The organism is Kitasatospora sp. NPDC088264 (genome assembly GCF_040685715.1).
Classification (GTDB): Bacteria; Actinomycetota; Actinomycetes; order Streptomycetales; family Streptomycetaceae; genus Kitasatospora.
Genome location: NZ_JBFBIR010000006.1, coordinates 122,529 through 145,036, shown reverse-complemented (window position 1 = coordinate 145,036; position 22,508 = coordinate 122,529). Strand labels below are relative to the sequence as shown.

Here is a 22,508-nt window from a genome sequence, read left to right as displayed (position 1 = left end):
GTCAGGGCGATAGTCGCCCTGACCCCGGTCCGGGCACACCCCGGCCGCGGCGACCTCCGACAGCGTCGCGGCACTCGCCGAGACCTCGGTCGGCAGCAACGCCACCACCGGTGACAAGGCCTTCCTGACGGCGAACCAGCCGCTCGTACAACAGTCCGCCGCCCAGTCAACCAGCCGACTCCCCCCGTCCAGGTTCCCGCCGACCACCTCCTACAGCGGGACGGCCCCGTGGGAGAGACCGCCACGAAGCCGGCCGGCGGCCGACGGCAGCGTCCGGCTTCCGTCACCGTGCCAGCAGTGGCGCACCAGTCAGCTCGGGAGTCCCTCGGCGCCCTGGGCCGGGCAGGACGGCGGGTGCGGCGAGAAGTTGGGCAGCACCCGAGTGGCGTCGTAGCGGCGCTGCCAGACCGGAGTGGTCGACCCGCTGGTGGCCGGCACGATCGCGGACCAGTCGGCCGGGCAGTCGCGCCCGCTCTTCTGCTCGCGCTCCTCGTGTCGCACGAACTGTTTGGTGGCGAAGTGGTGGTCGATGATGGAGATCCCGGCCCGGTCGTACGAGTGCAGCACCCCCGCCGTGAGCTCAAGCAACGCGCGGTCCCGCCACAGGGTGCGATCCCGGGCCGTGTCCAGGCCCATCCGCCGGGCGACCTCAGGCAGCTTGTCGTATCGGTTGGTGTCGGACAGGTTGCGGGCACCGATCTCGGTGCACGTGTACCAGGCGCTGAAGGGTGCCAACGGGTACCGCAGCCCGCCGAGTTCGAGGACCTGGTTGGAGATCGTGGGAAAGGCGTGCCAGCGCAGGCCGAGTTCTTCGAACCACCGGTACTCGGGATGGCTGATCCGCACCTCCGGGACCGCGTCCGCGGGCAGCTCGAACCACCGAGGTTCACGCCCGGGCCACTGGATGACCAGCGGCAGCACGTCGAACTCGCCGCCCTGACCACGCCACCCCAGGCGCTGGACCGCCTCGGTGAGCGCCGCCGTCTCGGGGTCGCCGATCACGGACCCGTCGTACTGCCGGTAGCCGGCGTAGCGAATCAACTGGCCGTTCCACAGCCGGGGTCCGGGCCGCTCGGGTGTGCTCGGCGCGAAGACGCTCAGCAGCAGGCGCACCTTGCCCCCGTTCCACGCCTGCCGCAAATGCTCGACGAGTGCCTCGAACACCGCTCCCTCGTCACCGCCATCGGTGCCGGTGCCGATCGCACGGCAGTCCCGGATCTCCAGTGCTTTCCAGTAGAACTTGCCTATGCACTGCGGATTGTTCCGCCACGCGATCCGGGAGCCGACCAACAACTCCTGCTGGGTCTGGGAGTAACTTCCCGTCGTCGCCAGCTCCTCCGTGATCTCCGCTACCCGCCGCTGCGCGCCGCCGGCCGGAAGATGTCCCTCCACGGTGAGTTGACGTATCAACGCTACTGCCTCCGCGAGCGGAGCGGCAGGCGTGGACGGGGTTACGCACACCCGAGAGCTCATCATGCTGATCCCCTGTCAACAGCGAGGGAAAGGAGCCGATTCAACTTGCACGAAACACACGGACGCAGCCGGAGACTACGCCGGGGAAGCGAACGCGCGGACCCAGCCGAGGTCGTTTTGACGAAACCCTTGCGTGCACTCGGTGATGAAAAGCCCTGCGGGACCCGGGTCGCGCGGGGCGGGCCGGGGTGGGGGTCGGAGTGGCCCTCGCGGGGCTCCCGCGAGGGCTGCCCGCGCTCAGGAGGTGAGGCGGCCGAAGGTGAGGGCGGCGGCGATGAGCAGGACGGCGGCGGGCGCCCCGGCGATCAGACTGAGCACCGTCCGCCGCCTGTCGAGCAGCCCGGCGCGCAGCAGTGCCGCGTAGGTCAGTGCGCCGTAGAGCACCACTGCGGGCAGGGCGGTGATCACCCCGAGCGGGTAGCCGCTGCCGCTGAGCCCGAGGTAGACGTGGTGGAGCCCGTGCAGGGTCCAGCCGCCCAGCAGGGCGGCGTAGGCGTCGAGCGCCCAACCGCCGGGACCGGTACGCCCGGTGTGTCCGGCCCGCAGGGCGCGGTCGGCGAACAGGGTGAGGGCCCAGACCACGGCGAACTCCGCCAGGATCGCGGTGAGGGACTGCGCGACGGTGAAACGTGTGCCGCCTTGGTCCAGGCCGCCGTCGAGCACGATCGCGACGGCCTCCTCCCCGTCGTGCACCGCGAAGGAGAGCGGCAGCCCCCAGATCCACCACCGGGCGTCGACTCGTGCCCGTACCAGGTCCATCGTCATGTTCCCCTGCTCACAGATCGGTTGAAGATTGGGTCATCGGCGTTGACTCAAGCTAGCCCTCAACCCCACTTCGGTCAACAGCGTTGATCAAATCGGGTAGGATCCAGCCATGTCGACATCAGCCGAACCGGCCGGCACACCACTCGCCGCCTCCAGAGCAGAGCGCCGCAGGCGCGGAGAGCAGGCGGTGCTGTCCGCCGCCCGGGAACTCTTCCGCCGGGACGGCTACGACGCGACCACCGTGCGCGCCATCGCCACACGGGCGGGCGTCGACGCGTCACTGGTGATGCGCTGGTTCACGTCCAAGGAGTCGCTGTTCACCCGCGCGGTCATCGAGCAGTTCCAACTGCGCGGCGCCCAGTGGCAGGACGAGGGCGGCACGGGCGGCGACACGGGCGAGGGACTCGGGGAGCGGATGCTGCTCGACTTCCTTCACGCCCTGGAGGACACCGGCGGCAGCGCGCTCCACGTCGTCCGCGCGATGCTCACCCACGAACAGGCGTGGTCCACGCTGCGGGCCGCCTTCCTCGCCGACCCGGACCGCGACCCCATGGTGGTCGCGATCCCGGGCGAGGAAGCCCAGTTGAAGGCGGCCCTGCTCGGCTCGATCGTCCTCGGCATCGGCATCGGCCGCCACGTCCTTCGCTTCCCGCCCCTGGAGGAAGCCTCCCCCGAACACATCGCGACCGTCATCGCCCCCGCCCTCCACGAACTCCTCGCCCCGCCACGGCGGCCGGAGGGCGACACGGAAGGCTGAGCATCACCTGCCACGGACCAGCCGATTCGAGTGACGCCCGCGTCGGCGCCGCGGCGGTGGAGGCCGGCGACTCACGCGCCGCTGATCCAGCGCTCCCCGATGGCTGGGAGACAACTGGCCGGCGTGGCCGTCGAGTAGCGGTCTGAGAGGGCACCGTTCGGGCCACCGACGCACGTCACGTCGTCACCGAGTGCTCTGACCGGTTACGGCGGCCGGGTTGTGTCGTACCCGCGTTCTATGGTGTCGGAGTGTCTCGTTGTCGTGATCGGACCGGCGTTCGGGTGGTGCATCGCACCGCCCGGATCGGTCCGTGTCCGACCCGAGCGCAGGTCCAGCGAGGTCCGGGGCGCAGCGAGCGCTCCGCAGCAGGCAACTCAGGGAGGTAGGCACATGAGAGCACTCCTCACGTCGTCCGGGATCAAGAACAGCAGCATCCACGACGCGCTGGTCGACCTGCTGGGCAAATCGATCGCCGAGTCCAACGCCCTGTTCGTCCCCACCGCCATCTACCCCTTCCCTGGCGGGCCCGGCATGGCGTGGCGGGCGATCTCTGGTGAGGGTCCATCGCCGTTGTGTGGATTGGGTTGGAAATCGTTGGGGATCCTGGAGCTGACGGCGCTGTCGAGCATCGAAGAGGCTGCTTGGGTGCCAACGGTCCAGGCCGCCGACGCACTGCTGGTATGGGGCGGCGACCCCCTGTTCCTCGCCAACTGGATGCGGCGCTCCGGTTTGACCGGCCTACTGCCGACGCTGCGCTCCGAGGCGGTCTACGTGGGGGTGAGCGCCGGGAGCATGGCTGTTGCCTCCACCTTTGTCGAGACCTACCGCGAACCGCCCCGCGGGAACGATGGACCGTTGAGGTCGGAAGACATCGTCTTCGCCACGCCTCAGGGCGACGTCGACAGAATCCTGGTCACGGGACAGGGAGCAGGACTCGTCGACTTCGCGGTGATCCCGCACCTGGAGCACCCGGACCACCCCGACGCCTCCTTGGCCAACGCGGAGAGGTGGGCGGCACGGATTCCCGCGCCGACGTATGCGATCGACGACGAGACCGCCATCAAGGTGGTCGACGGCACCGCCCAGGTCGTCTCCGAGGGGCAGTGGAAACTGTTCCAGCCCTGACGGCACCGGGTAGTTCCTGAAGGGAACGTCGGTCGGGTCGTTTCCCGGCCGGGGACGGGCCCAGCCGGCCTGGTCACTGGCCGCCGCGCTGGTGAACGGGCTGCGGCGGACCGAGTGCGGGAACCCCATCGGGGTGAGGTCCAGGTCTGCCGCCCTGGCTGTCCTGACCCGCGTGCTTCTTGCTGCATGCCGACGCCAGCTGACTCTTGGACACGGGGCCGAGGTGGTGCGCGGTCGGCTGGTGTGCCACTGGGCGGGTTGAGAGGCGAAGTGGTGAGAGCACAACCGGGAGTCAGCGACCGGGTCCGTCGTGGTCCTGCGGGGTGTCGGGTGGTGGTGTGCGGGTGTCGCGGGGTTCGGGGTGGGGCTTGTCCTCGGGCGGGTGGCCGGCTTCGATGGCTCGTCCGCGTTCCAGTTCGACGTTGAACTCCAGGCCCAGCAGGATCGCGACGTTGGAGACCCAGAGCCAGAGGAGGAAGAGGATCACGGCGCCGATGCTGCCGTAGGTGCTGTTGAGGCTGTTGAAGTTGGCGACGTAGAGGGCGAACGCGCCGGACGCGGTGACCCAGAGCGCGACGGCGACCAGGCTTCCGGGGAGGATCCAGCGCAGCTTGGGCGCTTCGGCGCTGGGAGCGGCCCAGTAGAGCAGGGTGACCATCGCGATGACGATGATGACGAGGACGGGCCATTTGGCGATGTCCCACACCTGTACGGCGTTCTCGCTGACTCCGAGGATCTTCCCCGTCCGGGTGGCCAGTGCGCCGGTGAAGACGACACCGGTGGCGGTCAGGGCGAGGAGCGCGATGATGACGACGGTCAGGGCGAGGCGCGTGGGCAGGGTCTTCCAGAGTGGCCGGCCCTCAGCGGTGTCGTGGACCCGGTTGGCGGCGCGCATGAACGCCGCGACGTAGCCGGAGGCGGACCACAGGGCCAGGACGATCCCGATGGCCAGTGCGAAACCCGCCCTGCCCTGGTCGGTCTGGAGTTGCTGCACCACGGTGGTGAGGAGCTGGCGGACGGATCCGGGGCCGAGGTCGCGGAGGCGGTCGAGCAGCGGCTTGGTGGCGGAGCTGCCGGCCAGTCCCAGGATCGACACCAGCGCGAGCAGGGCGGGGAAGATCGCCAGCAGCCCGTAGTAGGTGAGCGCGGCCGCCGCGTCGCTGAGGCTGTCGGCCTTGAACTGCTTGGTGGTGCGTTTCAGGACGCCCCACCACGACTTCTTGGACAGGTCGGTCGGGCTCTCGGTGGGCCCGGCTCCGTTGGTGGCGGGCCCGGCCCCGTCGGCCGTGCTGGTGTGCCGGTGTTCGTTCTCGTGTCGTGACATGGGTGCCAACCCGGCGTGTCGGGTGTCTGTTTCGGGGTCTCAGTCCTTGACCACCTGGTAGATGCCGTAGATGACTCCGGGCACATGGCCGCAGAGCTGGAGGAGGAAGGCCCAGAGCACCTTCATGCTCGGCCCGTCCTTGATCAGTACCGCCAGGAACGGCAGGACCAGGCACAACAGCACCAGAAGGACCTTGCCCATGATCACCCCTCGTTCCGAAGGTGCGGTGGCCGACGGCACGGTGACCCGCCTCCTCATCGTCTCACCGTCGGCCGCCCGGCGGGCAGTCGGCCGGACCGCATCGGAGGCATCGTCTCCGTCCGCGCTGCATGTCCGCCCGCGTGTCACCGTCGAGAGCGCCGGTTCCGTGCCGGGCATACGGCCAGGTACACGGCGGCGGCGATGAGCAGGAGGACGGCGATGGCGGTCAGGTGGAGCAGTCCATGGACGACGATGCCGATGATGCGAGCACGATCGCCACGATGACGACCAGCAGGAAGAGAACCATCACGAACCTCCGTCTCGCCCCGTTCCACACAGCGTGCCCGGCATGCTCTCGATCATGACTTCGCCTCGGTTTCTCGGGCGGGCACGGACCGTTCCGTGCCCGCCCGTGCCGCGTTACTTCCGCAGGACGACAGGTCCTCCGTTGGCCTGCACCTCGCCGTCCGGCAGCTGTTCGACCAGCAGCCCGCGGGCCGGCTGCTGGACGAGCAGTGGCGTGGTGGCCGCCGGAGGCTTTTCCAGCGACACCGGGACGGGCGGTCCGGCGGCAGCCGCGGCTTTCTCGCGGGCCAGGAAGGAGCCGAGTTCGCCGATGGTGCTCATCAGCGGGGCGGGGAAGACGACGGTGGTGTTCTTGTCCACACCGATCTCCACCAGGCTCTGCAGATTCCTCAGTTGCAGGGCCAGCGGGTGGGCCATCATGGTGTCCGAGGCCTCGCCCAGTGCCGCCGCGGCCAGCGACTCGCCCTGCGCATTGATGATCTTGGCTCTCTTCTCCCGCTCCGCCTCGGCCTGGCGGGCCATCGCCCGCTTCATGCTCTCGGGCAGCTGGATGTCCTTCAGCTCCACCAGCGTCACCTGGACGCCCCACTCGACTGTGGTCACGTCCAGGATCTCGCGGATGTCGAGGTTGATGGTGTCGGTCTCGGACAGCGTCTCGTCCAGCGTGTGCTGCCCGACCACCTTGCGCAGCGTGGTCTGGGCGATCTGGTCGATGGCGGAGTAGACGTTCTCGATCGCGACGACCGACTTGACCGCGTCGACCACCCGGAAGTAGGCGACCGCCGAGACGTCGACGCTGACGTTGTCGCGGGTGATGATGCCCTGGGACTGGATGGGCATTGTCACGATCCGCAGCGACACCCGGTGCAGGACGTCGACGATCGGGACGATCAGGGTGAAGCCGGGTTTCTTCGGGCCGCGCACCCGGCCCAGCCGGAACAGCACGCCCTGCTCGTACTGCTTGACGATCCTCACGGAGAGCAGGAGGCCCACCAGGACCAGCAGGACGACGATGACGACGGCGACGATCAGGATCTTCATGGCGTGCCTCTGTTCAGTTGTCGGGAGAGTGCGTCCGGCCCCGGCGACAGGGACCACTCGGCCCGGGACGCGGGGCCGCCTGTTCGGCCGGGATCGGCCCGCCGGCCGCTGCGAGGCGGCACGCAGCACGTGGGAGGCTCCGTCTCGGCAGGGTATCTGCGTGGCCCCCGGCGAGGAGGGCGACCGGCCGACGCAGCGGACCGCCCCGCCGGAGCGGGCCGGGCCTCGGTCGCCGACGCCGCTGCGGGGGGCTCTTCGCCGGCCCTGCCGAGGGGGGAGGGCGGGCGCGCCACAGGGGCCGGGCCGTCGGCGCGGGTGGGCGACTGCATGGGCATGGTGAGCCTCACATGATGAGGTCACCGGATGGGCCCGGTTGTGAGCTGGTCGCTCCCGAGGCCGACGCGAGGTGGGCCTTCGTCTCCGGACTGGCTGCTGACTCAACCACCTCCGACGGTACTCTCCGATCTCCGGCCACGCGGCGCGCACGGAGCACGCCGCTCGTTCGAGTACGGCCGGGCGGACAATGGGCGGCAGGGGGCGCGGTTCGGTCTGTCCGACCCTCATTGCGGTCGGTCGGTTGTCGGTGAGGCTGAGGAGATCCACCATGGCGGAGTCGGCCCCGGGAGCGTCGGAGTCCAGCGACACCCCGGTGTCGGGTGCCGCTCCTGGCCGGAGCCCGGCCGACGACGCGGACCTGCGGGAGAGCCTGGCCGGCCTGTCGAGGTTGGCCAGCGGGCGCTTGGACCTGCCGGCCCTGCTGGTCCACGTCGCCGACTTCGCGGCGCACGCGATCCCCGGCGCGGACGGAGTGGGCCTGACCCTCGTGGAGGACGGCCGGGCCGACACGATCGTGTCCAGCGCGGCCTTCGTTCGAACCGTCGATGCGATCCAGTACCGGATCGGTGAGGGGCCGTGCATCACCGCTGCGGCCGAACGACGCACCGTCCGCTCGGCCTCGCTGGGCAAGGACCCGTCGTGGCCGCGCTTCGGACCGCGGGTCGGCCGGCTGGGCGTGCACAGCGTGCTCTCGCTGCCGCTGCTGACCGACGACCGGGTCCTGGGCGCGATGAACGTCTACGCCCACGCCGAGGACGTCTTCGACGCCTGGGCCGTGGAACTCGGCGAGCTGTTCGCCGTGCCGGCCGCGATCTCCGTACAGAACGCCCAGGCCCTCGCCCGGACAACACGATTGGCCGCACAGCTGCAGTCCGCGCTGACCCACCGCTCGGCGATCGACCAGGCCCTGGGCGTCCTGATGAGCCGCAGCGGCTGCACCCCCGCCGAGGCCTTCGACAAGCTCCGTGCGATGAGCCAGGCACAGAACCGGAAGGCGTCCGCAGTGGCCCAGCAACTGCTCGACGAGGCGGTGGCCCGCGCCCGGGCACGCCGCAGTCCCGGCTGAGGACATCGAGAGGCACCGTGGAGGCGTCGAAGGGTGGTGACCCGAGTCAGCCGTCCTCTGCCGGGCGGGGAACGCTGCTGGTGGTGCCGACCCAGGTCCAGTCCCGGATTTCCGGCAGGTCCGTTCCGTGCCGGTCGATGTACAGCTTGTGCTCGACCAGCCTGTCGCGCATCCGCTGCTTCACGTAGTCGCCCCGTGCACCGAGTCGGGGCAGCCGGTCGATGACGTCCTGGACGAGGTGGAAGCGGTCCAGGCGGTTCTGCACCCGCATGTCGAAGGCGGTGGTGATGGTGCCCTCCTCGTTGTATCCGCGCACGTGCAGGTTTCGGTTGGTGCGGCGGTAGGTGAGCCGGTGGATCAGCGAGGGGTAGCCGTGGAAGGCGAAGACGATGTGCCTGTCCCTGGTGAAGAGCGAGTCGTAGTCCCGGTCACTGAGCCCGTGCGGGTGCACCGTGTCGGGCTCCAGCTTCATCAGGTCGACGACGTTGACCACCCGCACCCTCACCTCGGGCAGGTGCTCGCGCAGGATGGACACCGCGGCCAGGACCTCCAGGGTGGGGGTGTCGCCGCAGCAGGCCAGCACGACGTCCGGCTCCCCGCCCTCGTCGTTGCTCGCCCACGGCCAGATGCCCACACCCTGGGTGCAGTGCACGACGGCGTCCTCCATGGACAGCCACTGCGGCATCGCGCGCTTGCCCGCCACCACAACGTTCACGTAGTGCCGGCTGCGCAGGCAGTGGTCCATCACGGACAGCAGGCAGTTGGCGTCCGGCGGGAGGTAGATCCGCACCACGTCGGCCTTCTTGTTGGCGACGTGGTCCAGGAAGCCGGGGTCCTGGTGGGTGAAGCCGTTGTGGTCCTGCTGCCATACGTGGGACGCGAGGAGGTAGTTGAGGGAGGCGATGTCGCGGCGCCAGGGCAGCTGCTTGGTGACCTTCAACCACTTGGCGTGCTGGTTGAACATCGAGTCGACGATGTGGATGAACGCCTCGTAGCAGTTGAACAGCCCGTGCCGTCCGGTGAGCAGGTAGCCCTCCAGCCAGCCCTCGCACTGGTGCTCGCTGAGCATCGAGTCCAGCACCCGGCCCGAAGGGGCGAGGAACTCGTCGCCCTCCATGGTGCGGGCGTCCCACTGGCGGTCGGTCTCCTCGAAGACCGCGCCCAGCATGTTGGAGAGCGTCTCGTCGGGGCCGAAGATCCGGAAGTTGCGGCGCTCCCCGTTGGCGGCGACCACGTCTCTCAGGAACCGTCCCAGAACGAGGGTGTCCTTGCCGCTGACCTCTCCGGGCGCGCGGACGTCCACGGCGTGGACTCGGAAGTCCGGCATCCGCAGGTCCCGCAGCAGCATCCCGCCGTTGGCATGCGGGTTCGCGCCCATCCGCCGCTCGCCCACCGGAGCGAGGCCGGCCAGCTCCGGCAGGAAGCGGCCGTTGTCGTCGAACAGCTCCTGCGCCCGGTAGCTCCGCATCCAGTGCTCCAACTGCCCGACGTGCTCGGGGTGGTCGGCGTCCACCAGCAGCGGTACCTGGTGCGAGCGGAACGTGCCCTCGACCTGCAGGCCGTCGACGGTCTTCGGCCCGGTCCAGCCCTTGGGCGAGCGCAGGACGATCACCGGCCAGCGCGGGCGGCCGGCGTCCGTGCGGGCGCGCGCGGTGTCCTGGATCTCCCGGATCTCCTCGACGGCCGTATCCATGGTCCGGGCCATGAGCTGGTGCATCGCCTCGGGTTCGTCGCCCGCCACGATGTGGGGCTCCCAGCCGCAGCCGCGCAGGAACTGCGTCAGCTCCTCCTCCTCGATGCGCGCCAGCACGGTGGGGTTGCTGATCTTGTAGCCGTTGAGGTGCAGGATCGGCAGCACCGCCCCGTCACCGACCGGGTCGAGGAACCTGGTGGACTGCCACGCTGTCGCCAGCGGCCCGGTCTCGGCCTCGCCGTCACCGATGACGCAGGCCGCGATCAGGCCGGGGTTGTCGAACACGGCGCCGAAGGAGTGGCTGAGCGAGTAGCCGAGTTCGCCGCCCTCGTGGATGGACCCGGGCGTGGTCGGCGCGACGTGGCTGGAGATCCCGCCGGGGAAGGAGAACTGGGTGAACAGCTTCCTCATCCCCGGCTCGTCCTGGCTGACGTCCGGATAGACCTCGCTGTACGTGCCCTCCAGGTAGGTGTGGCTCACCAGTGCCGGCCCGCCGTGGCCGGGCCCCGCGACGTAGACCATGTCCAGGTCGTACTTCTTGATGACCCGGTTCAGGTGCGTGTAGATGAAGTTCTGCCCCGGCGTGGTGCCCCAGTGGCCGACGACCAGCGGCTTCACATGCGACAGTTCCAGCGGTGTCTTCAGCAGCGGGTTGTCGTAGAGGTAGATCTGACCCACCGACAGGTAGTTGGCGGCCCGCCAGTAGGCGTCCATCCGGTGGAGCAGCTCCGGTGACAGCGCTGGTCCGGTCATGGCTCGGGGCTCCCGTCGGTCGGACGCGGCCGTGTCCCGCCGGTGCTGAGGTCGTGCGTACGGCTGGGGCCGGTGTTCGGCCGACCATCCGGCGACGAGCCACCCTCGCCCGGCTGCTGCCGGCGCGGACGGCTGCCCGGCTCGTGTGCGTGGGCGGTGGTGATGGTAGTGCCGGCGGCACCGGCGAGGATCGCGCTCGCATCGGGCAGCTGCCCGATGGCCGCCGGGTGGCCCGTGGCCGCCACGAAGTGCCGACAGGCCGCGATCTTGGGGCCCATCGACCCGGCGGGAAACTCCATGCCCGCCAGGTCGTCCAGGTCGAGGTGGCGCAGCGCGGTGGCCTGCGGGGTGCCGAAGTGTGCCATCACGGCGGGTACGTCGGTGAGGACGAGGAGCCGGTCGGCGTGGAGGGTGGTGGCGAGCAGGGCCGCGGTGGAGTCCTTGTCGACGACGGCTTCCACGCCGTGGAGCCGGCCGGAGCCGTCATCGGCGACCGGGGCTCCGCCGCCTCCGCCGCAGATGACGACCGAACCGGTATCCAGCAGGTGGGTGATCGAGTCCTGCTCGATGATCCGCTGCGGCTCGGGCGAGGGCACGACCCTGCGCCACCGGTCACCGTCCGCGGCGATGGTCCAGCCGTGCAGGTCGGCCAACTGTCGGGCGCGCCGGTGGTCGTAGACGGGGCCGACGAACTTCGTCGGCTCGGCGAACGCCGGGTCGCCCGGGTCGACGAGCGTCTGGGTGACGAGGCTGAGGACAGGCTTGGCCAGGCCGTCGTTGCCCAGGCACTGCGTGAGCCAGTAACCGATCATGCCCTGGGTCTGGGCGACGAGCGCATCCAACGGGTAGGGACGGGACAGCGCCGGGTCGCTCTCGCTTTCGAGGGAGAGCATGCCGATCTGCGGGCCGTTGCCGTGGCAGATCACCAGCTCGTGCCGGGCGGCCAGCGGACCGAGAGCCCGCGCGGCGGTGCGCACGTGCCCCAACTGGACGCGGGCATCAGGCCTCTCACCACGGCGAAGCAGCGCATTGCCACCGAGCGCGGCCACGATACGCATGTCAGGGCACCGTCACATACGCGCCCACGGCCTCGGGCGCACACCGGGCGTCCGTCACGGCGCCGCACCGCCGGCCCAGCGCGGGAGCGGTGTCGGTGACCAACTGTCGGGCTTGGCTACTCACGAGGCTCCTCCGCACGGCGTCCAGATTCCCGATGCCGTTGATGTCCGGTGCCGATCCCGGATGAGTGGGGCTGCCCGGTGGATCTGATCACGGCGCAGCCCGGGCGGCGAGCCGGCCGAGTCAACGCGAACGCGCCGACGGCCGCCTCCTGAGAAGTGACCGGCCAGCCGACTGGTCCGATGTACCCGGCTGTCCGACGTGACCACGGTGTCCGCCACTCACCGGGCCCTGCCCGGCTGCGAGCGGGGCCACTGCGAGTCGGCGTGATGGCGGAGGGCCCGGGGGGCGACGACCGACCCGCTGCTTCGACGCTACCCGCGGCTTGTGGGTGCTGTCCACGCCAGCGGTTGCGCCCACGCCCCCGGTGCGAAGGACGCCGCCGACAGGAACAGGGCCTTCGCCCGGGCCGGGAGCGCCGGATGCGGGAACGTTTCAGACACCGGTAACGCCGAGGGCCACCCCCACCCCGTAGGTGACGGCCATCGCCAGCCCTCCGCCGAGAACGTTGCGCAGGATGGCCCGCCCGGGGGGCGCCCCTCCGAGGCGGGCGCTGACAGCCCCGGTGGCCCAGAGGGCCGCGAGGACGGCAGCAGCCGTGACCGGGACCCGGGACGACACCGGCAGCAGCAGGATGACCAGCAGAGGCAGCAGCGAGCCGGCGGTGAAGGACACGAAGCTCGCTCCTGCCGCCTGCCAGGCGCTCGTCAAGGCGTCCGGATCGAGCTTCAGCTCCGCGTCCGCGTGCGCGGCCAGCGGGTCTCTCTCGGTCAGCTGCTCGGCCACATCCCGCGCCAGTGCCGGAGGCAGCCCCTTGGCTTCGTAGAGACCGGTCAACTCGTCCAGTTCCGCCTCCGGCGCCTCCGCCAGTTCACCCTGCTCCACCAGCAGCGCGGCCCGTTCGGAGTCCCGCTGGCTGCTGACCGAAACGTACTCGCCCACCGCCATCGACATCGATCCCGCCAGCAGCCCGGCCAGCCCGGCCGTCAGCAGCGCGATGTGGGAGGTGGTCGCACCGGCCACACCGATCACGAGGCCCGCCGTGGAGACGACCCCGTCGTTGGCTCCGAGCACCCCGGCCCGCAGCCAGTTCAGACGGCGTCCCAGGGCACGACCGTGCGGCTCGTCCTGCTTGCCGGCCTGTCCTGCCACCGTCGGTACCTCCTCCCGCGCCGGCGGCACCGGCCGACCCGGGCGCGGCCTCGACGCGAGCCGGCACCGCGCCGTCGGCGGAACGGTCCCACCGGGCTCCGGGATCGCCCGCCCCGTGTGCGGAGAACCCTCGCGAACCCCGTCTGCTCCACTCTGGTCCCGCAGCGACGCGTCGGCCACCAGAGGCCGCGCCGAGGAGGCGTCCCGGTGAGCGCCGAGCCAGGCACCGGAGGGAAGAAGCGATCGACCCATGCGACCCTGGAGAAACGTAGCGCGCCCGGGTCTGTTCGGACTCCGTGCCCTCGCCGGGCGTGGCACGTGCCCAGAGGCGGCGATCCGTATGACACAGCACCACTCCCCCGCATCCTGTCGGCGTGCCGTCGCATGCCGAGAACGGTGACGGGCGGGACCGGGGACCACCCGCGATGAGCGCCGCGGCTCCCGTGCGGTCGGCCGGGCCCGCGGACGGGGTGGCAGCCTCGGCGGCACTGCTTGGGGAACAGGTTCTGCGCGGGCTCGACGTCAATGCCGAGGCGGGGTTGAGCTCCGGTGAAGCGGCCAGGCGCCGGGCCCGGTTCGGGCCCAATGCGGTCTCCTCGCACCGGGCCCGGTTCTTCCCCGTGCTGTGGCACCAGTTGCGCTCGCCACTGCTCGGGTTGCTGTTGGGCGCCGCCGTGGCATCGTTCCTGGTCGGCGAGCGCAGTGACGCCGTGATCATCGGGGTGATCGTGGCGGTGTCCGTGGGGCTGGGCTTCGTCAACGAGTACCGGGCCGAGAAGGCCGCCGAGGCGCTGCACTCGCAGATCCGCCACACGACGGTGGCGGTGCGCGACGGACGGGCGGTGTCGGTGGATGTCACCGCGCTGGTTCCCGGCGATCTGGTCGAGCTGCACCTGGGCGACATCGTCCCGGCCGACCTGCGGCTGCTGGAGGTCACGGGACTGGAGTGCGACGAGTCGCTCCTGACCGGCGAGTCGCTGCCCGTGGACAAGGGCACCGCCGCCGTCCCGGCCGGGACACCGCTGGCCGAGCTGTCCGGCTGCGCCCTGATGGGCACGGTGGTGCGCACCGGCGGCGCCCGGGGGGTCGTGGTGTCCACCGGGGCCCGCACCGAGTTCGGCAAGATCGCCGCCGGGCTCGGCACCCACCAGCTCGACACCGAGTTCCAGGTCGGCCTGCGCCGCTTCTCCCTGCTGCTGGTCTACGTCGCGGGCGCGCTGACCACCTCGATCTTCGTGATCAACGTGGCGCTGCACAAACCGATCATCGATGCCCTGCTGTTCTCGCTGGCCATCGCGGTCGGCATCACCCCGCAGCTGCTGCCCGCCGTCGTCTCCACCAGCCTGGCCGCGGGCTCGCGGCGGATGAGCCGCCGCAAGGTCCTGGTCAAACGGCTTGTCTGCATCGAGGACCTCGGCGACGTCGACGTCCTGTTCACCGACAAGACCGGCACCCTCACCCTCGGCCGGATCGACTACATGCGCGCCGTGCCCGTCGGCGCCGACGGTCCCGACACGGTGCTGCGATGGGGGCTGCTGTGCACCGAGAACGCGGCGCGGGACGAGCGGGACGTGGGCGGGAACCCGCTCGACCAGGCCCTGTGGCGCTCGCCCGCCGCCGCGGGCGAGCGGGCCGCGCTGGCGGGCTACACCTCGCTCGCGGTGCTCCCCTTCGACCACGAGCGCCGCATGGTCTCCGTCCTCGTGCGGGACACGGCCGGCGTATCGACCCTGGTCACCAAGGGTGCTCCGGAAAGCATCCTGGAACGCTGCGCCGACGTGCCCGCCGCAGCCCGTGACGCGCTGGCGGCGGAGTTCGCCGCCGGCAACCGGGTGATCGCGGTCGCCACCCGGCCCGGCGTCGCCGGATCGGGGCAGATCCGGCCGGCGGACGAGAACGGTCTTCAGCTGGCCGGGCTGCTCGTCTTCCTCGACCCGCCCAAACCGGACGCGGCCGCCGCACTCAGCAGGCTGGCCGCGCTAGGCATCTCCGTGAAGGTCGTCACCGGCGACAACGCCGCAGTCGCCGCCAAGGTCTGCCACGACCTCGGACTGGGTGGGGGCGAGGCCATGACCGGCGCCGAGGTGGACGCCCTGGACGACACCCGGCTGGCCGAGGCGATCACGAGCACCACCGTCTTCGCCCGGGTCAGCCCCGAAGCCAAGGCCCGCATCGTGCACGCCCAGCGGCGCAGCGGCGGTGGGGTCTCGTTCCTCGGCGACGGCGTCAACGACGCCCTGGCCCTGCACGCGGCCGACGTGGGCATCTCCGTCGAATCGGCCACCGACGTCGCCAAGGACGCCGCGGACGTGATCCTGCTGGAGAAGGACCTGGACGTGTTGGCCGACGGCGTGGCCGAAGGCCGGCGGATCTTCGCCAACACCATCAAGTACGTGCTGATGGGCACCTCCAGCAACTTCGGCAACATGTTCAGCGCGGCCAGCGCCTCGCTGTTCCTGTCGTTTCTGCCGATGCTGCCCTCGCAGATCCTGCTGAACAACCTGCTCTACGACACCAGCCAACTGGCCATCCCCACCGACAACGTGGACGAGGAACAGCTGCACAAGCCCTCGCACTGGGACATCGCCTTCATCCGGCGCTTCATGATCTGCTTCGGCCCGCTCAGCTCGGTCTTCGACTTCATCACCTTCGGCGTCATGCTCTGGGTCTTCCATTCCGGCCCGGCGCAGTTCCGCTCGGGCTGGTTCGTGGAGTCGCTGGCCACCCAGACCCTGGTGATCTTCGCGATCCGCACCCGGCGCATCCCGTTCTTCCGCAGTCACCCCAGCCTGCCACTGACGCTGTCGGCCCTCGGCGTCGTCACCGTCGGCACCCTGCTGCCCGCCACGCCACTGGCCCACACCCTCGGCTTCCAGCCGCTACCAGGGGCGTTCTTCGCCACCCTGGTCGGCATGATCATCGCCTACCTCGTCCTGATCGAGGTCGGCAAACGCCTCTTCTACGGCGCAGCCGCCACCACCGTCCCGGCCCCGCCGCGCTACGGCGCCCTGCGCCACCTGCGGCGGCGCGCCGCGTACTTCAGCACCGCGGCCCGCCGGCGCGCGGCCGCGTCCGGCACGCCACGACCCGCTTCCCCGCGCAACGTCGCGCAGCGCTTCGCGCCGTCCTCGCCGCCGGCGGGCAGTCGGCCGCCGGGACGGCCGCAGTAGGACTGCCGGCCCTCGGAGTCGAGGATCGACGAGCACGCGTGGAGCCGCTCGATGACGACCTTCTTCGTCGCAGGCGAGTTGCCACCCGGCCGGGTCCGCGGAACGCTCCAGCACCCTGCCCGACCAGCAGGGTCGCTCACCTGGCGAGCCGCGACTCGATGCCCTCGGGCGCGCATGGGGGCAGCCGCCGCTCCCCGGTGAGGGGAGGGCCCGTCTCCGCCCCTCACCCGCCGCACCCGCCGCACCCGCCCCTGCGGCCGCCTCGCCCCACTCCCACTCCCACGCCCCAGCTCTTATGACAACAGCATTGACGTGTAAGGGCGCCACCGGTTTCATGTCTCGCACCCCTCCCCCACACGAGCAAGGCGGTGATCCGTTGACACCGACGGTGAAGGCCACGGGCAACGCTCCGAGACCGGACGCGAGCAGCCCCCACGTCACCATGCACAAGTCCATCGGCCTGCTGGACGGGGCGACGATCGCCGCCTCCAGTACGGCGGCCACCAGCAGCATCGGCATCGGCCTGGGCCTGATGGCCGGAGTCGTCGGCCTGCACCTGCCCGCGATCATGCTGCTGGCCTTCCTGCCCGTGCTCGCCATCGCGGGCGGGTACGGGCGACTGAACGCCGTCGAGCCGGACGCCGGCAGCAGCTATCGCTGGGTGGGCCGAATACTCAACCCCTGGCTGGGCTTCCTCACCGGCTGGGTGAACACCGTCGGCACCGTGGTCTTCATGGCCTACACCACCACGGTCACCGGGTCCTCCATCATCCAGCTCCTCGACCTGGCCCACGTGCGCAGCGTCGCGGGCCTCCGCCTCGACGCCGACTCGACCGTCCAGTGCACCCTGCTCGGCCTGGTGGTCCTGGTCGGCGCGGCGCTGGTGGCGGTGCGCGGCCTGGACCTGGCCGCCCGGCTGCAGAAGGCGCTGCTGGTGTTCGAGTACGCGGTGCTGCTCGGCTTCTGCGGCTACGGGCTGTTCGCCGGCGACCAGCCGTTCTCGCTGCAGTGGTTCAACCCGTTCGACATCCCGTCCTTCGACGCGCTCGCCCAGGGCATGGTGCTGGCGGTGTTCTGCTACTGGGGCTTCGAGTCGGTGTTCAGCGTCGGCGAGGAGGTGCGCAGCCCCCGGGACGCCTCGCGGGGCGGCATGCTCGCCCTGGTGGTGATGCTGCTGCTCTTCCTGCTCGCCGGCACGGCCTTCCAACGGGTGCTGCCGATCGACGAGTTGGCCGACAACGGCGCGCACGGGCTCGCCTACTTCGGCACGACGCTCGCCCACCAGCCGCTGGCCGCCCTGCCGTTGATCGCGCTCATGTTCTCCGCGGTGGCCTCCCTGCAGTCGTCCGTGATCCCGACGGCGCGCGGAATGTACGCGATGGGGCGCGACGGCGTGCTCGGCCCGGTCTGGACCCGGCTGCACCCGAAGCACACGACGCCCGCCGTCGGCACGCTCCTGATCACCGGCATCGCGATGGCCCTCGCGCTGGCCTCGATCGCCATCCCCACCGTCAACGACCTGATCTCCGCCTCCGTCAACGCGATCGGCATCATCGTCGCGCTGTACTACGCGCTGACGGCCGTCGCGGCGGCCGTCCGGTTCCGGCACCTGCTGCGCAGCGACCCGTTGGAGGGACTGCGCGCGGTGGTCGGCCCGCTGCTGGGCGCGGCCGCGCTGCTCGCCGTCGGCGGCTATCTCGCCTGGTCGTTCTACGACTCCGCCGACCACTTCGAACTGGCCGCCGACAACGGGTGGTTCGAGCTGACCGTGACGGTGATGATGATCGTCACCGGACTGCCTGCGGCCGCCTGGGCCCGCTGGCGGCGGCGTTCGCCCTACTTCCTGCCCGACACCGACTGACAGCCCGTGGAAGCCACGAGAGAACGGAGCACCCCCATGCCCGAGGCCGATCTGGTCTTCACCCGCGGCCCGGTCCACACCGGTGACGCCGCCCGCACCCGGGCGACCAGCCTGGCCGTGACCGGCGAGCGGATCACCGCCGTCGGCCACGACGAGGTCCGGGAGCTGATCGGGCCGGGGACGGAGGTCGTGGACCTCACCGGCAAGCTGCTGCTGCCCGGATTCCAGGACGCTCACGTCCACGCGGTCTTCGGCGGCACCGAGTTGGCGGTCTGCGACCTCACCGGCACGGTCGGCGTCGCCGACTACTTGGAACGGATCCGCGCGTACGCCGACGCCAACCCCGGCCAGGCGTGGATCACCGGCAGCGGCTGGTCGATGGAGAGCTTCGAGGGCGGGCTGCCGACCCGGCAGCTGCTGGACTCCGTCGTCCCGGACCGCCCGGTGTACCTGACCAACCGCGACCACCACGGCGCCTGGGCCAACACCCGGGCCCTGGAGCTCGCCGGCCTCACCCGGGACACCCCCGATCCGGCGGACGGCCGGATCGAGCGCGAGCCGGACGGCACCCCGGGCGGCACGCTCCAGGAGGGCGCCACCGGCCTGGTCGCCCGGCTGATCCCGCCCTCCACCGCCGCCGACCGGCTGGACGGGCTGCTGCGCGCCCAGCGGCTGCTGCACTCGCTCGGCATCACCGGCTGGCAGGACGCGCTGCTCGGCGAGTTCAACGGCCAGCCGGATCCGTCCGACGCCTACCTGGCCGCCGCGCGCTCCGGCGCGCTGACCGCCCGGGTGACCGGCGCGCTCTGGTGGGACCGCGACCGAGGGGCCGAGCAGATCCCCGAACTGGTCAGGCGGCGTGCAGGGTTGAGCCACGGGCGGTTCCGGGCCGGCTCGGTGAAGATCATGCAGGACGGCATCGCCGAGAACTTCACCGCCGCTATGACCAGCCCGTACCTGGACGGCTGCGGCTGCGCCACCGCCAACTCCGGCCTCAGCTTCGTCGACCCGGCCGCGCTGCGCGGGTACGTCACCGAGCTGGACGCGCTCGGCTTCCAGGTGCACTTCCACGCCCTCGGCGACCGGGCCGTCCGCGAGGCGCTGGACGCGGTCGAGGCGGCCCGCGCCGCCAACGGGCGACGCGACACCCGCCACCACCTCGCCCACCTCCAGGTGGTTCACCCGGATGACCTCGACCGCTTCGCCCGGCTCGGCGCGATCGCCAACATCCAGCCGCTCTGGGCCGCACACGAGCCTCAGATGGACGAGCTGACGATCCCGTTCCTCGGCCCGGAGCGCGCCGCCTGGCAGTACCCCTTCGGCGCCCTCCAGCGCGCGGGCGCCACCCTGGCGGCCGGCAGCGACTGGCCGGTGAGCAGCCCGGACCCGCTCGCCGGCATCCACGTGGCCGTCAACCGGAGCGAGCCGGGGGCCACCGACGGCCGGGTCTTCCTCCCCGAGCAGCGCCTCGACCTGGCCTCCGCCCTCGCCGCGTACACGGCCGGAACCGCCCACGTCAACGGCCATGACGACGCCGGCACCCTCACGACGGGCCACCTCGCCGACCTCGTCGTCCTGGACCGCGACCTCTTCACCGCCCCCGCCGAGGAGATCGCCGACGCCCGCGTCCTGCGCACCTACGTCGGCGGCCGGCTCGTCCACGCGGCGGACTGAGCCGCCCGGGGGTGAGTCGGTGCCCCGGCGGTCTCAGGGCACTGCCAGGATCCCCCGCACGAAGTGATGAAACGTACCCAGGAACGCGTAGGCCCGAGGGCTGCGTCGGCACCGTGACGGTCGCCGACGCAGCCGGGAGCGATCGGCCCGGCTGCGTCGGCCGCTTCGGATCCGGCAGCGCTCAGTCCGTCGCCCGCGCTCAGCCCGTGGCCGGGAGGCGGGCCTCGGCGGCGTCGAGGAGGAGGTCGAGGGCGTAGGGATAGCCGCTGCGGCGCATGTCGCTGGTGAGGAGCCGGGCGGTGGCGGCGATGTGCGGGTACGTGGTGGCGTCGAGCCGGGCGTAGGAGGCCTGCCAGACCTCCAGGTCGGCGGCCTGGGCAGCGGCGGGCAGGGCGAGGGCGGCGGCGTCGAGCGCGGCGAAGCCGAGGCTCTGGTCGACGAAGGCATGGTAGATCCGGACGGCCTCGCGGTCGGGGAAGCCCGCCCCGCGCAGGACGCCGAGGATGGCCTCGACGGCGGCGATCTCGTAGGTTCGGCCGGTGGTGCGGTGGGCGGCGAGCAGCGCGGCCTGGGGGTGGGCCTGGTAGGCGGCGTGGATTCGCAGGCCGATGGCACGCAGGTCGGCGCGCCAGTCACCAGTGGCCTGCCAACCGTGCTGGGCGCGGCCGATGAGCTCGTCGGCGACGGCGAGCAGCAGGTCGTCGGTGCTGCGGAAGTAGCGGTAGACAGCGCTCGGATCGGCGCCGAGCGCGGTACCGAGCCGCCGTACGGTGAGCGCGTCGGCGCCGTGCTGCTCGATGAGCCGCAACGCGGTGTCGACGATCAGTTCCCTCGACAGGATGACGCCTTGCTTGGTGGGCCGCCGACGCTGCCGCCGGGGCTCGGGGACTACCCGTTCGCTCATGCCTGGCAGCTTAGGTCAACAGACTTGACTTAGGCCAGGGAAGGCCCGCATTTCCGCCCGGTCCGGCGCGAGCACGCCGACTGCGTCCTGGCCGCCGCCCTCCGGTTGCCCCGGCACCCCCGACTGAGCTGCTCCGGCCTTCTTGGAGTCCCTGATGTCTGGGTTTGTTACGATCCAGGCGCAAGGAGAACCACGAGCAGTGCCGGCACCACGCAAGTACCCCGATGAACTCCGTGAACGCGCCGTGCGCGAGGTCCGCTCGACCGGCCGCCCCGTCGCCCATGTGGCTCGCGATCTCGGCATCCACAAGGAGGCCTTGCGGTCCTGGGTCCCGCCGGTGATGGCGGAGCGACGGGGGTCGCGGGCGGCCACGGGTACGTCATCGTCACCTGGTAGTCCCCGACGAGCTGAGTGTCCGAGTCCTCCCAGACTCTGATGCTCGGCTCTGTCACAACCGGACCACTGGCGGTCCGCTGTACCCGGAGCAAATGCGCGCTCCTGAGATCGGAGCCTCGGATGCCGAGTACTTCCTTGGACCAAGCCGTTGCTGATGTCCAGTGAGGCTGCGCGCTGGACTCGGTGAATCAGACCCCGACCACGGACCCGGCCCTTCGCATGCCACGGGCGAGGTAGGCGCTGTCGACGGGGGCGGGATCGGGCAGATCGCCCACTGTCGCCAGCAGGTTGGCTCGGCCGTAGGTCCGGCTCTGCGTCATGAAGGAGGAAACCTGGGCGATTTGGGTGGCTGCCAGGACCTCCACCGGGATTGGCGCGTGCAGGGCTGGAACTGTCTCCACGGCCAGGCCCGGATAGGCGAGTTCGAACGCACGCAGGAAGACACTCATGGAAGTGTTCTGCGGGTGGGTGACGTGCACGGTGCGCAGGCCCGTCGGCCGGTGGGCCGCGACGCGCACCATGGCGTGTGCGGCGTAGTCGACTTGGAGCATGTTGAGGGAGTCCTCGGGGTTGCTCCGGATTCGGACACGCAGTGCGCCGTCGCCGCCCGGCCGTGCCTGGGCGTCGGCGCCCAGGCTCACGTCGATCAGGCGAGCGAGGATCCCCAGGGTCTGGTTCGGCAGCCCATCGGGGATCACCTGGTCCAGTACGAGAAGGCTCGGACGCATGATGGTGACCGAGCGGCCGGTGTGTGCGGCCCACCTGCGGACCAGGCGCTCACCGTTGAATTTGCTTTCCTCGTAGTAGGTCTGGAAGCCTGCCTCCTCGCTCAGGTCGTCCTCCAGGATGTGGCCACTGCTCCGCCGCCCGGCCACGTAGGCAGTGCTGGTGTGGAACAAGTGCGCCTGGGGGGCCTGGTCTGCCAGCTCCAGCAGGCCACGGGTCCCGAGGATGTTGGTCCTGAACAGCGGAGCCGGATCACCCACGAGGGCGAGCAGGCCCGCGCAGTGCCAGATCGAGGTGAGCCCGTCGGCTGCCGCAGCGATCTCGCGGCGGCCGAGCCCCAAACTGGGCTTGGTGAGGTCGCCCTCGACGTAGCGCAGGCGGCCCAGGGAGCCGGCGGGCGGTGGATCGGGTTCCGCCGCAAGAACCGCCGCCTCGACGCGTTGACGCAGTGTCAGGGTATCCGCGCGTCCCAGGATCGTGATCACTGCCCCGTTCCCCTCGTCGAGCAACCGCCGCAGGACGCGGCATCCCAGGAATCCGGTGGCACCGGTGAACAGGATGGACAAGGATGGCTCCCAGGGTTCAGAACCGCCGCTGTCGGGACGG

Annotated in this window: 17 protein-coding genes; 7 read left to right on the top strand and 10 right to left on the bottom strand. The window is 70.9% G+C overall.

The window, feature by feature from the left end; genetic code table 11:
- Positions 1 to 309: 309 nt before the first annotated feature.
- Together AB0O82_RS07660 and AB0O82_RS07655 are read right to left on the bottom strand one after the other, a co-directional pair.
- Positions 310 to 1,473: a nitric oxide synthase oxygenase gene (locus tag AB0O82_RS07660; protein ID WP_363581201.1), complete on the bottom strand. Its 1,164-nt coding sequence runs from the start codon at positions 1,471 to 1,473 to the stop codon at positions 310 to 312.
- A gap of 237 nt (positions 1,474 to 1,710) precedes the next feature.
- The gene (locus tag AB0O82_RS07655) at positions 1,711 to 2,238 is read right to left on the bottom strand and encodes an HXXEE domain-containing protein (RefSeq protein ID WP_363581199.1); all 528 of its coding nucleotides are present in this window, start codon (positions 2,236 to 2,238) and stop codon (positions 1,711 to 1,713) included.
- Positions 2,239 to 2,347: 109 nt separating this feature from the next.
- Here AB0O82_RS07655 and AB0O82_RS07650 point away from each other — a divergent pair, with 109 nt between their 5' ends.
- Complete coding sequence (locus AB0O82_RS07650; RefSeq protein WP_363581197.1) at positions 2,348 to 2,995, top strand: TetR family transcriptional regulator; 648 nt, start codon at positions 2,348 to 2,350, stop codon at positions 2,993 to 2,995.
- Between the two features lie 390 nt (positions 2,996 to 3,385).
- The gene (locus AB0O82_RS07645) at positions 3,386 to 4,120 is read left to right on the top strand and encodes a Type 1 glutamine amidotransferase-like domain-containing protein (protein WP_363581195.1); all 735 of its coding nucleotides are present in this window, start codon (positions 3,386 to 3,388) and stop codon (positions 4,118 to 4,120) included.
- Positions 4,121 to 4,412: 292 nt separating this feature from the next.
- On the opposite strand, the gene AB0O82_RS07640 is transcribed toward AB0O82_RS07645, so the two are convergent.
- The 3 genes from AB0O82_RS07640 to AB0O82_RS07630 form a co-directional block, all read right to left on the bottom strand.
- Complete coding sequence (locus AB0O82_RS07640; protein WP_363581193.1) at positions 4,413 to 5,444, bottom strand: YihY/virulence factor BrkB family protein; 1,032 nt, start codon at positions 5,442 to 5,444, stop codon at positions 4,413 to 4,415.
- A gap of 39 nt (positions 5,445 to 5,483) precedes the next feature.
- Complete coding sequence (locus AB0O82_RS07635) at positions 5,484 to 5,645, bottom strand: YqaE/Pmp3 family membrane protein (RefSeq protein WP_363581191.1); 162 nt, start codon at positions 5,643 to 5,645, stop codon at positions 5,484 to 5,486.
- Positions 5,646 to 6,065: 420 nt separating this feature from the next.
- Complete coding sequence (locus AB0O82_RS07630; RefSeq protein ID WP_363581189.1) at positions 6,066 to 6,992, bottom strand: slipin family protein; 927 nt, start codon at positions 6,990 to 6,992, stop codon at positions 6,066 to 6,068.
- A 604-nt stretch (positions 6,993 to 7,596) separates the two neighbouring features.
- On the opposite strand from AB0O82_RS07630, the gene AB0O82_RS07625 reads away from it, so the two are divergent.
- Complete coding sequence (locus AB0O82_RS07625) at positions 7,597 to 8,394, top strand: GAF and ANTAR domain-containing protein (protein WP_363581187.1); 798 nt, start codon at positions 7,597 to 7,599, stop codon at positions 8,392 to 8,394.
- Positions 8,395 to 8,440: 46 nt separating this feature from the next.
- Here AB0O82_RS07625 and AB0O82_RS07620 read toward each other — a convergent pair whose 3' ends face one another.
- The 3 genes from AB0O82_RS07620 to AB0O82_RS07610 all read right to left on the bottom strand — a co-directional run bounded on the left by AB0O82_RS07620 (position 8,441) and on the right by AB0O82_RS07610 (position 13,171).
- The gene (locus AB0O82_RS07620; protein WP_363581185.1) at positions 8,441 to 10,840 is read right to left on the bottom strand and encodes a phosphoketolase family protein; all 2,400 of its coding nucleotides are present in this window, start codon (positions 10,838 to 10,840) and stop codon (positions 8,441 to 8,443) included.
- Positions 10,837 to 11,898, bottom strand: coding sequence for a carbamate kinase (locus AB0O82_RS07615; RefSeq protein WP_363581183.1), 1,062 nt, complete (start codon positions 11,896 to 11,898; stop codon positions 10,837 to 10,839). Before AB0O82_RS07615 ends, AB0O82_RS07620 begins: the two co-directional genes overlap by 4 nt.
- A 556-nt stretch (positions 11,899 to 12,454) precedes the next feature.
- Complete coding sequence (locus AB0O82_RS07610; RefSeq protein ID WP_363581181.1) at positions 12,455 to 13,171, bottom strand: VIT family protein; 717 nt, start codon at positions 13,169 to 13,171, stop codon at positions 12,455 to 12,457.
- Positions 13,172 to 13,596: 425 nt separating this feature from the next.
- Here AB0O82_RS07610 and mgtA point away from each other — a divergent pair, with 425 nt between their 5' ends.
- The 3 genes from mgtA (at position 13,597) to AB0O82_RS07595 (ending at position 19,876) form a co-directional block, all read left to right on the top strand.
- Positions 13,597 to 16,341, top strand: coding sequence for a magnesium-translocating P-type ATPase (gene mgtA / locus AB0O82_RS07605; RefSeq protein ID WP_363581179.1), 2,745 nt, complete (start codon positions 13,597 to 13,599; stop codon positions 16,339 to 16,341).
- 442 nt (positions 16,342 to 16,783) lie between these two features.
- On the top strand, positions 16,784 to 18,202 hold the full coding sequence (locus tag AB0O82_RS07600) for an APC family permease (protein WP_363581308.1): 1,419 nt from the start codon (positions 16,784 to 16,786) through the stop codon (positions 18,200 to 18,202).
- 36 nt (positions 18,203 to 18,238) lie between these two features.
- Positions 18,239 to 19,876, top strand: a complete 1,638-nt coding sequence (locus AB0O82_RS07595; protein WP_363581177.1) for an amidohydrolase — start codon at positions 18,239 to 18,241, stop codon at positions 19,874 to 19,876.
- Positions 19,877 to 20,075: 199 nt separating this feature from the next.
- Here the strand turns inward: AB0O82_RS07595 and AB0O82_RS07590 are convergent, their stop codons facing one another.
- The gene (locus AB0O82_RS07590) at positions 20,076 to 20,780 is read right to left on the bottom strand and encodes a TetR/AcrR family transcriptional regulator (RefSeq protein ID WP_363581175.1); all 705 of its coding nucleotides are present in this window, start codon (positions 20,778 to 20,780) and stop codon (positions 20,076 to 20,078) included.
- Positions 20,781 to 20,934: 154 nt separating this feature from the next.
- On the opposite strand from AB0O82_RS07590, the gene AB0O82_RS07585 reads away from it, so the two are divergent.
- Positions 20,935 to 21,216 carry a transposase gene (locus AB0O82_RS07585; protein ID WP_363581173.1) on the top strand — a complete coding sequence of 94 codons (282 nt, stop codon included), beginning with the start codon at positions 20,935 to 20,937 and terminating at the stop codon, positions 21,214 to 21,216.
- 148 nt (positions 21,217 to 21,364) lie between these two features.
- On the opposite strand, the gene AB0O82_RS07580 is transcribed toward AB0O82_RS07585, so the two are convergent.
- The gene (locus AB0O82_RS07580; RefSeq protein ID WP_363581171.1) at positions 21,365 to 22,468 is read right to left on the bottom strand and encodes an SDR family oxidoreductase; all 1,104 of its coding nucleotides are present in this window, start codon (positions 22,466 to 22,468) and stop codon (positions 21,365 to 21,367) included.
- Positions 22,469 to 22,508: the final 40 nt, after the last annotated feature.

Bases quoted from the DNA above. Each gene is read 5' to 3' on its own strand.
- AB0O82_RS07620 (WP_363581185.1), bottom strand. From the start codon at position 10,840: ATGACCGGACCAGCGCTGTCACCGGAGCTGCTCCACCGGATGGACGCC.
- mgtA (WP_363581179.1), top strand. From the start codon at position 13,597: ATGAGCGCCGCGGCTCCCGTGCGGTCGGCCGGGCCCGCGGACGGGGTG.
- AB0O82_RS07655 (WP_363581199.1), bottom strand. From the start codon at position 2,238: ATGACGATGGACCTGGTACGGGCACGAGTCGACGCCCGGTGGTGGATC.
- AB0O82_RS07585 (WP_363581173.1), top strand. From the start codon at position 20,935: ATGTCTGGGTTTGTTACGATCCAGGCGCAAGGAGAACCACGAGCAGTG.
- AB0O82_RS07645 (WP_363581195.1), top strand. From the start codon at position 3,386: ATGAGAGCACTCCTCACGTCGTCCGGGATCAAGAACAGCAGCATCCAC.
- AB0O82_RS07630 (WP_363581189.1), bottom strand. From the start codon at position 6,992: ATGAAGATCCTGATCGTCGCCGTCGTCATCGTCGTCCTGCTGGTCCTG.
- AB0O82_RS07590 (WP_363581175.1), bottom strand. From the start codon at position 20,780: ATGAGCGAACGGGTAGTCCCCGAGCCCCGGCGGCAGCGTCGGCGGCCC.
- AB0O82_RS07635 (WP_363581191.1), bottom strand. From the start codon at position 5,645: ATGGGCAAGGTCCTTCTGGTGCTGTTGTGCCTGGTCCTGCCGTTCCTG.
- AB0O82_RS07600 (WP_363581308.1), top strand. From the start codon at position 16,784: ATGCACAAGTCCATCGGCCTGCTGGACGGGGCGACGATCGCCGCCTCC.
- AB0O82_RS07595 (WP_363581177.1), top strand. From the start codon at position 18,239: ATGCCCGAGGCCGATCTGGTCTTCACCCGCGGCCCGGTCCACACCGGT.
- AB0O82_RS07660 (WP_363581201.1), bottom strand. From the start codon at position 1,473: ATGAGCTCTCGGGTGTGCGTAACCCCGTCCACGCCTGCCGCTCCGCTC.
- AB0O82_RS07650 (WP_363581197.1), top strand. From the start codon at position 2,348: ATGTCGACATCAGCCGAACCGGCCGGCACACCACTCGCCGCCTCCAGA.
- AB0O82_RS07640 (WP_363581193.1), bottom strand. From the start codon at position 5,444: ATGTCACGACACGAGAACGAACACCGGCACACCAGCACGGCCGACGGG.
- AB0O82_RS07625 (WP_363581187.1), top strand. From the start codon at position 7,597: ATGGCGGAGTCGGCCCCGGGAGCGTCGGAGTCCAGCGACACCCCGGTG.
- AB0O82_RS07615 (WP_363581183.1), bottom strand. From the start codon at position 11,898: ATGCGTATCGTGGCCGCGCTCGGTGGCAATGCGCTGCTTCGCCGTGGT.